This window comes from Thermotoga sp. (assembly GCF_021162145.1).
Lineage (GTDB): Bacteria > Thermotogota > Thermotogae > Thermotogales > Thermotogaceae > Thermotoga.
In genome coordinates this window covers 1-13331 of record NZ_JAGGZH010000087.1, presented here as the reverse complement: position 1 = coordinate 13331, position 13331 = coordinate 1, and the positions used below count along the sequence as shown (strand labels likewise).

The 13331-nt window shown below is 47.1% G+C and carries 14 protein-coding genes; 7 read left to right on the top strand and 7 right to left on the bottom strand.

Annotated elements, in window-relative coordinates; all coding sequences use genetic code 11:
- Together J7K79_RS05660 and J7K79_RS05655 are read right to left on the bottom strand one after the other, a co-directional pair.
- A partial coding sequence (locus tag J7K79_RS05660) for an ATP-binding cassette domain-containing protein (RefSeq protein WP_296906114.1) occupies positions 1 to 512 on the bottom strand: 512 nt, incomplete at its 3' end.
- A complete protein-coding gene (locus J7K79_RS05655) occupies positions 512 to 877 on the bottom strand; it encodes a GntR family transcriptional regulator (RefSeq protein WP_366932593.1) in 366 nt (121 codons plus the stop codon). The genes J7K79_RS05655 and J7K79_RS05660, both read right to left, overlap by 1 nt.
- 116 nt (positions 878 to 993) lie before the next feature.
- Between J7K79_RS05655 and J7K79_RS05650 the strand changes: the two genes are divergently transcribed.
- Positions 994 to 2919 carry a DUF1923 family maltosyltransferase gene (locus tag J7K79_RS05650; protein WP_296906109.1) on the top strand — a complete coding sequence of 642 codons (1926 nt, stop codon included), beginning with the start codon at positions 994 to 996 and terminating at the stop codon, positions 2917 to 2919.
- On the opposite strand, the gene ylqF is transcribed toward J7K79_RS05650, so the two are convergent.
- From ylqF to J7K79_RS05635, 3 genes are read right to left on the bottom strand one after another with little or no spacing between them, the layout of a single operon-like run.
- A complete protein-coding gene (gene ylqF, locus J7K79_RS05645; protein WP_296906106.1) occupies positions 2903 to 3670 on the bottom strand; it encodes a ribosome biogenesis GTPase YlqF in 768 nt (255 codons plus the stop codon). The two genes, J7K79_RS05650 and ylqF, sit on opposite strands and share 17 nt — an antisense overlap.
- Positions 3667 to 5082: a phospho-sugar mutase gene (locus J7K79_RS05640; protein ID WP_296906103.1), complete on the bottom strand. Its 1416-nt coding sequence runs from the start codon at positions 5080 to 5082 to the stop codon at positions 3667 to 3669. The genes ylqF and J7K79_RS05640 overlap by 4 nt, the downstream gene beginning before the upstream one ends.
- On the bottom strand, positions 5079 to 6875 hold the full coding sequence (locus J7K79_RS05635) for a TIGR03960 family B12-binding radical SAM protein (RefSeq protein WP_296906101.1): 1797 nt from the start codon (positions 6873 to 6875) through the stop codon (positions 5079 to 5081). Before J7K79_RS05635 ends, J7K79_RS05640 begins: the two co-directional genes overlap by 4 nt.
- A 54-nt stretch (positions 6876 to 6929) precedes the next feature.
- Here J7K79_RS05635 and J7K79_RS05630 point away from each other — a divergent pair, with 54 nt between their 5' ends.
- From J7K79_RS05630 to infB, 5 genes are read left to right on the top strand one after another with little or no spacing between them, the layout of a single operon-like run.
- Complete coding sequence (locus tag J7K79_RS05630) at positions 6930 to 7868, top strand: hypothetical protein (protein WP_296906098.1); 939 nt, start codon at positions 6930 to 6932, stop codon at positions 7866 to 7868.
- Positions 7859 to 8674 (top strand): stage 0 sporulation family protein, encoded by an 816-nt coding sequence (locus J7K79_RS05625; RefSeq protein ID WP_296906095.1) that lies wholly within the window; start codon positions 7859 to 7861, stop codon positions 8672 to 8674. The genes J7K79_RS05630 and J7K79_RS05625 overlap by 10 nt, the downstream gene beginning before the upstream one ends.
- A gap of 2 nt (positions 8675 to 8676) precedes the next feature.
- Positions 8677 to 8898, top strand: a complete 222-nt coding sequence (locus tag J7K79_RS05620) for a DUF2905 domain-containing protein (protein WP_296906092.1) — start codon at positions 8677 to 8679, stop codon at positions 8896 to 8898.
- Between the two features lie 4 nt (positions 8899 to 8902).
- Positions 8903 to 9217 carry a L7Ae/L30e/S12e/Gadd45 family ribosomal protein gene (locus tag J7K79_RS05615; protein ID WP_296906089.1) on the top strand — a complete coding sequence of 105 codons (315 nt, stop codon included), beginning with the start codon at positions 8903 to 8905 and terminating at the stop codon, positions 9215 to 9217.
- Between the two features lie 19 nt (positions 9218 to 9236).
- On the top strand, positions 9237 to 11291 hold the full coding sequence (infB, locus tag J7K79_RS05610) for a translation initiation factor IF-2 (RefSeq protein ID WP_296906086.1): 2055 nt from the start codon (positions 9237 to 9239) through the stop codon (positions 11289 to 11291).
- A 15-nt stretch (positions 11292 to 11306) separates the two neighbouring features.
- Here infB and J7K79_RS05605 read toward each other — a convergent pair whose 3' ends face one another.
- Entirely contained in the window at positions 11307 to 12005 is a 699-nt protein-coding gene (locus J7K79_RS05605; protein ID WP_296906084.1) for a family 16 glycoside hydrolase, read from the bottom strand.
- Positions 12006 to 12083: 78 nt separating this feature from the next.
- Positions 12084 to 12839, bottom strand: coding sequence for a Mut7-C RNAse domain-containing protein (locus tag J7K79_RS05600; RefSeq protein WP_296906081.1), 756 nt, complete (start codon positions 12837 to 12839; stop codon positions 12084 to 12086).
- Positions 12840 to 12897: 58 nt separating this feature from the next.
- Between J7K79_RS05600 and J7K79_RS05595 the strand changes: the two genes are divergently transcribed.
- A partial coding sequence (locus J7K79_RS05595; protein WP_296906078.1) for a redoxin domain-containing protein occupies positions 12898 to 13331 on the top strand: 434 nt, incomplete at its 3' end.

The window sequence follows — 13331 nt, the reverse complement described above, 5'->3', positions numbered from 1 at the left end:
GTGTAGAGAACTGCTTTTCCGTCGTAAGTGAGTGACCTTACGTGTTCGAGGAGGTCGCTTCTCACAAGGGGATCGATTCCCCAGGTGGGTTCATCGAGTATATAGAGGTCCACGTCTTCTGCGAGAACAAGGGAGAGATAAAGAATCGTTCTCATGCCGTGGGATAGGTTCACCACCTTTTCGTTGAGGTCTATCTTGTATCTTTCAAGCATCTCGAGGGATCTTTCTTCATGAAAGTTCCTTCCAATTTTTCTGAAGAATGATACTATCTCTTTCACCTTGAGATAAGGGTAGAGCCTCTTTTCCTCTGGAAGGTAGGTGAACGTACCGTTCAATTCGATCTCTCCGGCAGATTTCTTCCTGAGGCCTACAATACACTTTAAAGTGGTGGTCTTTCCCGCACCATTGGGACCGAGAATAGCGAAGACTTCTCCTTTTTCAACATAGAAGCTGATATCGTTCACTGCGGCTTTCTTTCCGTAGAACTTCTTCAAGTTTTTCACTTTCAACATCACTCATCACCCCTGTAGATTTCTTCTACCAGCCTCAACACCCTCTCTAAGGGAACACCCGCTTTTTTGCAGTCTTCTATTATCTTTCTGAGTTCTGCTTCGAGCTGTGTTTGGAGTTTTTCCTTGTTCACTTTGGAGACGATGTAACCCTCTCCCCTTCTTACCTCCAGTATTCCTTCCTGAACGAGTTCTCGATAAGCACGGGCAACGGTGTTCAGATTCACGCCGAGGTCTTCTGCGAGTGATCTTATAGAGGGAACGAACTCCCCCTCTTTCAGTTTCCTGGACAGGATGAGTAACTTTATTTTCTCTTTTATCTGTTCGTATATAGGTTTAGAAGAGTGGAAGTCGATCCTGAACCACAACGCTATCACCTCACTGTCATATTGTACTATTACACAATGATAGATGTCAAGTTCCGTCTTGCGTTCTTTGTTTCGTTTTGTTAAAATAGGTGAAGAAATCAATTAAATCAGGAGGGATGGCGTTGATTCTCAAAGAGATAAACCGCTTCTGCAAAGAGAGAATCACCGAAAAGAGATTGTATGCAGTTCCGAGACTCTGGATACCAAAATTCTTCAAAAGCTTTGAGGAAAAATCCGGAAAGTTCTTCGTTGACCCGTACGAATTTGGCGCGGCTGTCACGGACTGGATCTTAAAGCACTCGAAAGATCTTAATTACTCTCAACCCCTTTCGTTCTTGAACAGTGAAAGATCTCCCGATTGGGTAAAACGCTCTGTCGTCTACGGCTCTCTTCCACGGACAACGGTTGCGTACAACCACAAAGGCTCCGGATACTACGAAGAAAGTGACGCGCTCGGTTTTCGTGAAGCGGGAACGTTCTTCAAGATGATCCTTCTTCTTCCGTTCGTTAAAAGTCTTGGTGCGGATGTCATCTACCTTCTTCCTGTGAGCAAAATGAGTGATCTTTTCAAAAAGGGAGAGGCTCCTTCACCTTACTCTGTGAAGAACCCTATGGTGCTCGATGAAAGATACCACGATCCACTCCTTGATTCCTTCGAAGTTGAGGAAGAATTCAAAGCGTTCGTTGAGGCCTGTCACATTCTTGGGATCAGGGTGATACTCGACTTCATTCCAAGAACGGCGTCAAGAGACTCAGACCTCATAAGGGAGCACCCGGACTGGTTCTATTGGATAAGAGTGGAAGAGCTTGCGGATTACACCCCACCGAGAGCGGAAGAGCTTCCTTTCAAAGTGCCAGATGAAGACGAACTTGAGATCGTATATGGAAAGGAAAGTGTAAAAAGACACCTCAAAAAATTCACTTTCTCCCCAGATCGGATCGATCCAGAAAAGTGGGAGAAGATAAGGAAAGAAAAAGGCAACATCCTGGAGCTCATCGTGAAGGAATTTGGTATCATCATCCCTCCTGGTTTTTCCGACCTGATAAACGATCCCCAGCCTACCTGGGACGACGTCACGTTTTTAAGACTCTATCTGGATCATCCGAAGGCATCGAAAAGATTTCTCAAGCCAGATCAACCGCCTTACGTTCTCTACGATGTGATAAAGGCAAGCAAGTTCCCAGGGGAAAAACCGAATAAAGAGCTCTGGGAGTATCTGGCAAATGTGATACCGCACTACCAGAAAAAGTATGGAATCGACGGTGCGAGGCTTGACATGGGACACGCTCTTCCAAAAGAGCTCCTCGATCTCATAATAGGAAACGCAAAGAGCTACGACCCTGCTTTCGTGATGATAGCTGAAGAGCTCGATATGAGCAAGGACAAAGCAGCAAAAGAGGCAGGTTACGACGTGATCTTAGGAAGCAGCTGGTACTTCGCAGGAAAGGTGAACGAGATTGGAAAGCTCCTCAAGATCGCAGGAAATCTTTCTCTTCCCTTCGTGGCATCCGTTGAAACGCCCGACACTCCACGAATTAGAGCGAGAAGGTATGGTTCAAAACTGAAAAGACTTGCACCTTTTGTGGTTTATTTCTTACCGAACGCTGTTCCGTACATAAACACAGGACAAGAGATAGGTGAGAAACAACCGATGAACCTTGGACTTGACACGGATCCAGATATGAGGAAAGTCCTTTCTCCAACCGATGAGTTCTTCGGAAAACTTGCTTTCTTTGACCACTACGTTCTCCACTGGGACACACCAGACAGAGGTGTGCTGAGGTTCATCAGAAACCTGGTGGGGATCAGAAAGCAGTTTCTGGACGTAATACTGGAGGGGAAGTTTCAGCTTCTTTCCGACTCAGAACTTGTGATGTACTCCTATGAGAAAGGAGGAAAAAGGCTTTTCATCGTCGCCAACACTGGCAGTGAAGAAAAGACGCTGGAGTACGGCGGAGTTGTCTGGAACGGAAGAAGATGGGAAAGGAAAAAGAAAGTGATACTTGGACCATTCGAGTTTGCCCTCATTCTTCAGGGTTGACCTCATCGGGACGTTCAAAAGAAAGACGCCCAACCTTTCCCTGAGAGATTTCTGTGAAGAACACTCTGATGGCTCGATCCAGATCGGGGACTCCGCCTTTTTTGAGGAGTCCCCTTCTTTTTGCAAAGTTTTCGAAGAACGTGGTGAAATCATCTTCAACTCCTTGATAGCGTTTGAAGATTTCAAACGCCTTCTCGAAAACTTCGTGATCGTCGATTCGCTCTACGGGAAGACTTCCCACCAGAAGGAGTTTTGCAGCGAGGTCTTTGCTGAAGATGTTCTTGTAGAGGATACCCGGTGTATCCAGCATCTTGACACCGTTCTCGAGTGAGAACCACTGGATACCTCTTGTCACACCGGGTTGAGCACCCACCGAACTCGCTCTTTTCCCCTTCAGCTTGTTTATGATCGTCGATTTTCCCGTGTTTGGAACACCCACAACCAGCACACGAGCGAGCCTGCCAAGGTGAAGTTTTCTCAGAAAGACTTGCCTGGGTTCATCCTTGTAAGTGGTGATCACTCTCTTTCCCTGTTTCTTGAAATATTCCACCCACTCTTTCGTTATCTTTTTGTCTGCTATGTCTACTTTGTTCAGGACAACAATTGTGCCTTTCTTGGAAAAATCCATCCCGTACGCCGATGTAGCAAAAGGGGCCCGGGCGTCCCGAACCTCCAGGACCGTGTTCACCATCTTAAGGAGTTCTCTTATTCGACGCTTTGCCTTCTCGATGTGGCCAGGATACCAGTTCACAGCTTCAGTATCTCCTTGATCTTTTTTTCGCTCTCTTCCATCAGATTCTCTGCTTCTTCCCTAGTATCTCCTCTCACGTGGATGTACACCTTGAGCTTCGGCTCGGTTCCTGAAGGTCTGACGAAGATCTTGGACTTTTCAAACACAAAGGCGATTGTCTCGTTCGGTATCACGTCTCCGTAGCCTTTGGAGTAATCGATGATTCCATCGTATTCCTTCAGGGATCTGTATATTTCTATCGCCTTGTTGACGTCTTCGAACTTGAAGTTGATGAGTTTTTCCAAGTAGTACCCGTACTTTCTGTAGAGTTCCTCGAGTTTTTCATACGGGTCGTAGTTGCTGAAGGCAACAGCAGAAAGCACACTTCCCACGACGCCGTCTTTGTCCCTCGCATGGTCTCCCGTGAGGTATCCACAGCTTTCTTCGAAACCGAAGACGAAGTTTCTGTCGCCTTTCTTCGTGTGTTCTTCTATCAGGTAACCGATGAATTTGAAGCCTGTCGGTGTTTCTTCCAGATAGGCACCTTTTTCTTCGCAGATAGGTCTTACCATGTCCGTGGTAACGATTGTTTTTATCACGAGAGGATTTTCCACCTTCACGTGTTCGAGAAGAAAGTCTGTAAGAAGCACTCCAACCTGGTTTCCTGTGAGCCTTTTTCCCCTGTACACCACCCCCACTCTGTCACAGTCCGGGTCGGTTGCGACTCCCAGTGTTGCTCCTTTTTTGTTTAGCAGAGTGAGTGCTTCGTTCTCTTCCGGATTCGGGGTTGGGACGGTGGAGAAGTTCGGGTCTGGTTTCATTTGTTCCTCCACGAGCCTGACTTTGAAGCCGAGTCTTCTCAGGACCTCGGGTACGTAGTTTGCTCCCGTTCCATGAAGAGGAGAGTAAGCAATGTCGAGATCCGTTCTTCTCGGAAAGTTCGAGACTATCTCAACCACTTTCTCTATGTAGCTCTCCTTCACTTCAGAAGGTACGGTTTTGATCTCCCCCTCTTTCGCCTTGGTGATGTCTACCTTTTTGTATATCTCGGTGATCTCGTCTGTGTACTTTGGAATCGCCTGGACCCCATCCCAGGAGTAAACTTTGTATCCGTTGTATTCTGGAGGATTGTGGCTTGCGGTGATGACGATTCCCGCACCAGCCCTCATTTTCCTCACTGCGTAAGAGAGAACGGGAGTTGGTGTTGGTTCTGGAAACACGTAGGCTTCAATTCCTTCGCCTGCGAAGATCCTTCCCGCGAGCTCTGCGAACTCTCTGGAATTTCTCCTTGTGTCGTAGGCGATCACCACACTCTTCAGGTTTCTCTGTTTCATCCAAAGGGCAGTACTCAACGAAGCTCTCCTCACCGTGTCCTCGTCGAACTCTCCTTTTCTCATCACGCCCCGGATTCCACCTGTTCCGAATAGGATCATTCATCATCACCTCCGAAGAGAATATTTCGCACTTTGAATCTGGGACAAACTCCACAGAGATAGCATTCTTTCCATCTGCAATCCTCTGTGACCTCCCCTCTGAGCGCTCTCTGGTATTCTTTTCTCAAAAACTCTTTTGTGACACCCATATCTATGTGATCCCAGGGCAGTTCCTCTTCCAAAGCTCTCTCTCTCAGGTACTCCGCAGGATCTATCCCTGTCCGCTCGAAAGCTCTTTCCCACACGTTGAAATCAAACATCTCGCTCCACTCGTCGAACAGTGCACCGAGCTCGTTAGCCTTCACTATGAGGTCCAAGAGTTTTCTGTCGCCCCTTGAAAAAATTCCCTCCAGAAGGCTCATCCTCGCATCGTGGTATGAGATCTTTGCGGACTTTTTTGCCCGGGTGAGGATTTTGAATCTTTCATCTGCCTCTTCTGGGGTGATTTGCCGGGCAAATTGAAACGGTGTGTGTGGTTTTGGAACAAAGACAGCCACGGATGCGGAAACTTCTTTGAATCCAATCTTTTTGATCCTCCTCAGAAGGTTGACCAGTTCTTTCAGATCCTCTTCCGTTTCACCGGGAAGACCGACCATGAAGTAGAGTTTCACCCGTCTCCATCCTGACTTTTTGGCAGCCTCGAGCGTTGAGAAAATATCCTGTTCTTCTATGTTCTTGTTTATAATGTTTCTCAGACGCTGTGTGGCAGCTTCGGGTGCGAACGTGAGCCCTGTTTTTCTTACCGAAGCGATCTTGGAGGCGATCTCTACGCCGAACCTGTCCATCCTCGTCGATGGAATAGAAATGGCGATCTTTTTTTTGGAAAATCTATTCAGAAGTTCTTCTACGACCTCCTCAATTTGCGAGTGGTCCATTGTTGAAAGCGAAAGAAGTGAGATCTCCTCGTATCCGGTGTTTCTCAGCATTTCTTCGGAGTTTTTCAGGATGTTCTCAAGGGATCTTTCCCGGACCGGTCTGTAGAAAATGCTGGCATGACAGAACCTGCATCCTCTCGTGCACCCGCGGGCAACTTCTATAACCGCCCTGTCGTGAACAGACTCCACGTTTGGAAGGATCTTTCTCACAGGAACCGGCTGAGCGTTCAGGTCTTTCACAATTCTTCTTTTTATCGATCCTGGAAACTCGTTCGATATGGGAACTATCTTTTTTCCTCGTTGCTCGTAAAAAGCAGGAACGTACACCCCTTCGATCTTTGCAAGCTCTTTCCAGATGGTTTCTCTGTTTTCTCCCTTTGTCTCCTTCAACACCTTCGCTATTTCGAGGATGGCCTCTTCACCGTCACCCACGAGAATCGCATCGAAGAAACCGTAGACAGGCTCCGGGTTAGAGGAACAGGGCCCTCCACCCAGAACGATGGGGTCTTTCTTTCTTTCCCAGAAAAATAGGGGGATCTTCGAAAGTTTCAGCACTTCAGCAACGTTGGTGTAGGAAAGCTCGTACTCCAGAGAAATCCCGATGGCGTTCATCTGATAGAGCGGTGTGTAGGACTCCATGGTGTAGAGTGGAATATCTTTCTCTTTCATCTTCTCTATCATGTCAACCCACGGAAGATAGCTTCTCTCTGCCCAAACGTCAGGCTGGCTGTTCAGGATGTGGTACAGTATCTCGAGGCCGTAATTCGATGTACCTATCTCGTAGGTATCAGGGAACACAAGAGCGATCCGAAGTGAGACTCCTTTCGGATCTTTCACGATGCTGTTCATCTCTTTCCCTATGTACCTACTCGGTTTTTTGACCCAGGGGAGAATCTCGTTCAGGAATTTCAGAATCATTCTTTCACCTCAGTTTCGATTTTATCATTTATAATTGAATGGCGAGGTGAGAAAATGGATGGTTTGATCGTGGAGTACGCGAAGGATCAGCTGGAACTTTTGAAGAGAATAGTGGAAAGGTCAGAAGGTGCTTCCCTTCTCATAGATGGAGAGGATCTTTCTTATCAGAGAGAAATCTCCCTTGCGTTGCCCGAGTATGTGGAGAAGTTCCCACCGAAGGCATCGGATGTGCTGGAAATCGACCCGAGGGGAGAAAATATCGGAATAGACGATGTTCGAACGATAAAGGACTTTTTGAATTACAGCCCGGAACTTTACATCAGAAAGTATGTGATTGTTCACGATTGCGAGAGAATGACCCAGCAGGCTGCAAACGCCTTCTTGAAGACACTGGAAGAACCTCCCGAGTATGCCGTGATTGTGTTGAATACCAGGCACTGGCACTACTTGCTTCCCACGATAAGGAGCAGAGTGTTCAGAGTAAGTGTGAGAGTACCAAAAAGATTCTGGGAAGCGGTGGAAGAGAGGATTGGGAATTTGTGGGAAAGGCTTCCGCTTCTTAGGAAAGACTTTTCGATGGCTCTGGAATCATACAGAATTGGTCAGGAGAAGATCCTGTCCCTTCTGGAGAACATGAAATCTCTGGGATCGGATCAGCTTTTGAAGAGGGTGATGTCGAAAGGGCTGGAAGGCTATCTCGCGTGTAGAGAGCTTCTGGAGAGGTTTTCCAAAGCGGAACCAAAGGAGTTCTTTGCTCTCTTCGATCGGGTGGTGGATACCATCACTGGAAAGGATGCGTTCCTTCTAATTCAGAAACTGGTGAGAATCGTCCTTCACGAGAATGTCTGGGAGGAAACAGGCGATCAAAAGAGTGTATCTTTCCTCGATTCCATTCTCAGGGTGAGGATGGCGAACCTGAACACTAAGATCACCTTGATGAACGTTCTGATCGTCCACAGAAAGAGAAAGAGAGGTGTTCACGCTTGGAGCTGAAGGCAAGGGCAGTGGGTGTGGAGATAATCCCAAAGGGCAAGATAATATACTACTCCGTTCCCAACGGAGATGACTACAAAAAAGGAGATCTGGTCCTGGTGATGGGAGACTTCGGTCTTGAAGTTGGAAGAGTTCTCATCCCCGTTCGTGAGGTGAGCATAGACGAGGTTGGTTACGAACTGAAGGCTGTGATCAAAAAGCTGGCGGAGGAAGACATTGAACAGTACAAGAAGAACGTGGAGGATGCATGGAAAGCCTTCCAGATCTGTAAACAGAAGATCAAAGAACACGGACTTCCGATGAAGCTTCTTCACGCCAGATACACTTTCGACAGGTCAAGACTCATCTTCTTCTTCAGCGCTGAAGGACGAGTTGATTTCAGAGAACTCGTGAGGGATCTTGCCAAGATATTCAAAACTCGAATAGAGCTACGGCAGGTCGGTGTACGGGACGAAATGAAGTTCTTTGGAGGACTAGGGCTGTGCGGCCTCCCAACGTGTTGCTCCACTTTTCTCAGGGAGTTCTCCAGTATCACGCTGAAGCACGCCAAAAAACAGCAAATGATGATCAATCCGGCCAAGATATCTGGGCCCTGTCGAAGACTGCTCTGTTGTCTCATTTACGAGTACGATTTCTACGAGAAGGAACTGAAAGGGATTCCTGACGAGGGAAGTACCATAACGTACGAGGGAAAGCGTTATAAAGTGGTCAATGTAAACGTGTTTTTGAAAACAGTAACACTTTTCTCGGATCAGGAGGGAGAAATGATAAAAGTTCCGTTTGATCATTTCAAGAAGGAGGAATGAAGATGTTCCAGGGGATCGGAAAGATCTTGATCCTCATGGGACTGGTCCTGGTGGTTTTTGGTGTTTTACTCGTTCTGTTCGAGAAGATCCCGTTTTTTGGAAAACTTCCCGGAGATATAGTGATAAGACGAAAGAACTTCATCTTCTATTTCCCGTTGATGACGAGTTTGATCATCAGTGTGGTGATATCCCTCATTCTGTACCTGATATCTCGCATGAGGTGATGGCATGAACGATCAGATAGAAAAGAAGGTTTACAGTTACATTGGATTCGCTGTGAGAGCGAGGAAAGTTGTCTTTGGAAAAGAGCGTATCAGAGCGTACATAAGGGCTCCAAGGAAGAAGAAACTCATCATCATAGCAGAAGACGCCAGTGACAGGACAAAGAGAGATACCATTGTGCGGTGCGAGAACAAAAACGTTCCCTACATCATCATGTTCACCAAGGAGGAGCTGGGAAGACTACTGGACAAACCCGGTGTTTCTGTGATAGGCCTAGAAGAGGACAGTCTAATAGAGGCGATAGAAAAGGTGGTAAAATAGACGAGGTGAGGTGATAGAAGTGGCCAGGTTGAGAGTCTACGAGCTAGCAAGAAAGCTCAACATGTCCCCAAAGGAGCTCCTTCAGGAGCTGGAGGAACTTGGAGTCAACGTGAAAAGTCACATGAGTTTTGTGGATGAGGAGATTGCAAACATCATCATAGATTTACTGGAAGAGGACAGGGAAAGGAGGCCCAAGCAGCTATCGAAACCGAAGAAAGAGAGCGATGAGGAGATAGAAAAGGAAGTCGTTGAGAAGAAAAAGAGAAAGAAGATCACCTTGAAGCCAGGCGAACTGAAGCTGGACATAATTGCTGAAAAGCTGGGGGTACCTCAAAACAAGATCATACAGGACATGTTCGTGAAGAAAGGTATCGCGTTGAGACCGGGGCAGATCCTGAAAGTGGAAGAGGTAGATCAGATTTTGAAAGAGTACAAGGTAGAGGTGGAATTTGAGGAAGAAAGAGTACCTGAAGAGGAGATCGATGAATTTGAACTTCTAGAGGGAAGGTACCAGGAGCTTTACGAAAAGAAGGACGAGCTTGCTCCAAGACCTCCTGTTGTGACGGTCATGGGACACGTTGACCACGGGAAAACGACCCTTCTCGACAGGATCAGATCCACAAGGGTAGCTGAGAAAGAAGAAGGTGGAATAACCCAGTCCATAGGTGCTTACCAGGTAGAGGTGAACGGAAGGAGGATCACGTTCATAGACACCCCAGGACATGAGCTCTTCACGGAAATGAGGGCAAGAGGTGCCCAAGCAACGGACATCGTTGTCCTTGTAGTCGCAGCGGATGACGGGGTGATGCCCCAGACGATAGAGGCGTACAACCACGCAAAATCTGCTAACGTTCCCATAATAGTTGCTATAAACAAGATAGATAAGCCGAACGCGAACGTGGAGAAAACCAAACAAGAACTCGTAGAAAAACTCGGACTCATCCCAGAAGAATGGGGAGGGGACACGGTAGTCGTTCCCATATCGGCAAAGACCGGGCAGGGAGTGGATGAACTCCTTGAGATGATTCTCCTTGTGGCTGACATGAACGAGATCAAGTGTTATCCAAGAGGCCCCGCGAGGGCTGTGATCATAGAGTCCAAGCTTGACAAGAAGATGGGACCCGTTGCGAGTGTGATCGTGAAAGACGGTGTCCTGAGAGTGGGAGATGCCGTTGTAGCTTCCAACACTTATGGAAAGGTAAGGAATCTGTTCGACGACAGGATGAGATCTGTAAAAGAGGCACATCCATCACAGCCCGTCATGATCCTCGGATTCGAGGACGTGCCAGATATCCACTCCAACGTTTACGTGGTGGAGAGCGTGGAAAGGGCGAGAAACATAGTTGAAAAGAGACTGGAGAAGCTGGAGTCTCAGAAACAGACAAGGAAACATATGAATCTAGAAGAGCTGATGAAGATGATGCAGGAAAAGGGCAAGAAGATCCTGAACCTCATTCTGAAGGCGGACACGTACGGATCCGTCGCAGCCCTGAGGAACGCCATAAACAAGCTTCAGTCCAAGGAGATAGAATTGAACATCGTTCACACTGGAGTTGGTGAGATAAGCACCAGTGACGTCATGCTGGCGGCGGCCGTGGACGGTGTGATACTCGGTTTCAGGGTGAAGGTGAACAACAAGGCTAGAAAACTCACAGAACAGGAAGGAGTCGACGTGAGAACGTACTCCATCATCTACAAGCTCGTTGAAGATCTCAAGCTAGCTCTCGAAGGAATGCTGGAGCCTGAAGAGGTAGAAGAAGTGATCGGTCGTGGTGAGATAAAGAAGGTCTTCAAGATCTCGAAGGTTGGAAAAGTAGCCGGTGTGCAGATGCTGGATGGGAAGGCGGACAAAGAGGGTTTCGTCAGAATCTACAGGAACGGACAGCTCGTCTTCGAGGGAAAGATAGAAAGTTTGAAACACTACAAAGAGGATGTGAAAGTCGTTGAAGCACCACAAGAATGTGGTATAAAGCTTGCAGGCTTCGACGATATACGGGAGGGGGACGAGCTCGAATTCTACGTGATAAAGAAGGTGAGGAGAAAGCCCACCTTCGTGGAGGAACAACAAGAATGAAGGGGCTTTGTCCCTTCACTTTTTTATAGTTTCGACCCTCACATTGTCGAAGAAGATGGTCTGAAAAGTCGTCGCCATTCCTATTCCTCCCGGGAATACATCAGGATCGGTGACGCCGATGACTTTCTTTCCGTTCAGGAAGACTTCAATCCTTTCTCCATCTGCAAGGACTTTCAAATATATCCAGTCGTTACTCAGTTTGAAACTCGTGTTCTCTGCTATTTTCATGTCTATGCTTCCTGCGAACTTGTGAGCAGCTATGCCGTACTCTGAAAAAGACACGTAGAAGCCTTTTTTCCCATCGTCGGAAAGCCTAAAGTACACTCTTCCTTCCGCTGACCCTTCTCTGTTCAGGTTACACTCAAGAATGAAGTTCATCCACTCACCTGGCGTGAAAACACCTTGACCGTCGTCTACCTTGAGAACTTTCCCAATGGTTTTATCTGCCTGAACTCCCTCTTCAACGTGAGGAGCCTTTCTGAGTACCTTCCACGGTCCAAACGGAGCAACCTCTCCCTGGCCGTACGATTCGAAATCCTCGAAGAAATCTTCTGTTCCGGTTGGTTTTACCACCTTGAAACCAAATTCCACTTTCGGTACTTCCACACTCACTTCGGGAAGAGGAACAGGAACCTGAATCCTCGATTCACAACTGGTCCCTACAAAAAAGAGCAAAGCACTTGCGACTACAAGGAGTAAGAGTAACCTTCTCATAAAGATCCCTCCCACAAAAGTCTTAAGTGAAAGAGTATCACGTTTTCTTTAAAATTCAAAGTTATAACAAGTTGGGAATCAATTTAGACTTTTCTTTATGAAGTCCACCATGTGATCATAGTGTGAGCCTTTCCAGTAAACCCTCCCGCAGTTTGGACAGCGTACAAACTCATCGAAGAGCTTGTAAACTCTTGGAGGAACTCTGTCTTTCACACCCTCCTTCGGCACTTCTTCGAATTTCACGTTGCACTCGATACATCTTGTGAACGGCTTCATCCATCTTTTCAGGTCGAATCTTTTCACCACTTCCACCAGTTGCTTTTTCGGATCGGTGTTTCTCACGTAATAGCCGAAGACAAGCTCTTTTCTTTTCAGCAAGCCCACATCTCGAGACAGAAGTATGGCCTTCTCTTTCACCGCCATCTTGCAGAGTTTTGCATCGTCTTCCTCACCGAAGAAAGCGTAGAAACCCAGCATTCTGAGGAACCTGGCGAGCTTTCCAAGATGGATGTCGAGTATGAATTGTGGCTCACCTTCGTATCTGGGAGTGACGAGCCATTCCAGAGGAATCTCTATAGTTTGAAACTCGGGATAAACACAGAAAAACTCCCCGTCTTCCACCATGTGATCGAAATCGACAGGCCTTCCATCTAGTGTAATGAAGCTCACCTCAACATGTGGTACTCCAAGCGCCTCTATTCTGTCTTTCACCGTCTGGAAGCCCGTGAAACGATGGATTTTAACTTTCTCGTTGTCCTTAAAGAAATCATTCAGTCTACCGAAAAATCTGAAGTACGCGATCTTTTCGTATTTCATACTCTTTTTCTCTCTCATGGTAAAATACCATCGGGTAAGTTTGACCTAACTGATTTTTTTTATGGAGGTGATTTTTGTGCTGAAATCCGGTGATAAGGCGATCGATTTCGAGTTGGTGAACACAGAGCTGAAAAGAGTGATGCTCTCAGACTACTCTGGGAAAAACGTGGTGCTCGTCTTCTACCCGGGTGCGTTCACGAGCGTCTGTGAAAAAGAGCTCTGCACATTCAGGGATTCCTTTTCCAAGTTTAACAGATTCAACGCTGTGGTTCTTGGTATCAGTGTCGACAGATCCTTTGCGAACAAGGCATTTGCAGAAAAGAACCACATCACGTTCGATCTTTTTTCTGACTTTAGTGGGAGGGTGGCACCTCAGTATGGATGGATACACAGAGATTTTCTCGGAATCCCGGGTTACACGGTGGCAAAGAGATCGGTGTTCGTTATGGATGGTGAAGGAACCACAGTCTACTCCCGGGTGTCAGAAGAGCCGAGGGAAGAGCCTGTTTG

What these genes read in the sequence shown, in the direction of transcription:
- J7K79_RS05600 (WP_296906081.1), bottom strand. Translation starts at nt 12,839, where the DNA reads ATGAGAGAGAAAAAGAGTATGAAATACGAAAAGATCGCGTACTTCAGA.
- J7K79_RS05635 (WP_296906101.1), bottom strand. Translation starts at nt 6,875, where the DNA reads ATGATTCTGAAATTCCTGAACGAGATTCTCCCCTGGGTCAAAAAACCG.
- J7K79_RS05605 (WP_296906084.1), bottom strand. Translation starts at nt 12,005, where the DNA reads ATGAGAAGGTTACTCTTACTCCTTGTAGTCGCAAGTGCTTTGCTCTTT.
- J7K79_RS05620 (WP_296906092.1), top strand. Translation starts at nt 8,677, where the DNA reads ATGTTCCAGGGGATCGGAAAGATCTTGATCCTCATGGGACTGGTCCTG.
- J7K79_RS05615 (WP_296906089.1), top strand. Translation starts at nt 8,903, where the DNA reads ATGAACGATCAGATAGAAAAGAAGGTTTACAGTTACATTGGATTCGCT.
- J7K79_RS05640 (WP_296906103.1), bottom strand. Translation starts at nt 5,082, where the DNA reads ATGATCCTATTCGGAACAGGTGGAATCCGGGGCGTGATGAGAAAAGGA.
- J7K79_RS05630 (WP_296906098.1), top strand. Translation starts at nt 6,930, where the DNA reads ATGGATGGTTTGATCGTGGAGTACGCGAAGGATCAGCTGGAACTTTTG.
- J7K79_RS05650 (WP_296906109.1), top strand. Translation starts at nt 994, where the DNA reads ATGGCGTTGATTCTCAAAGAGATAAACCGCTTCTGCAAAGAGAGAATC.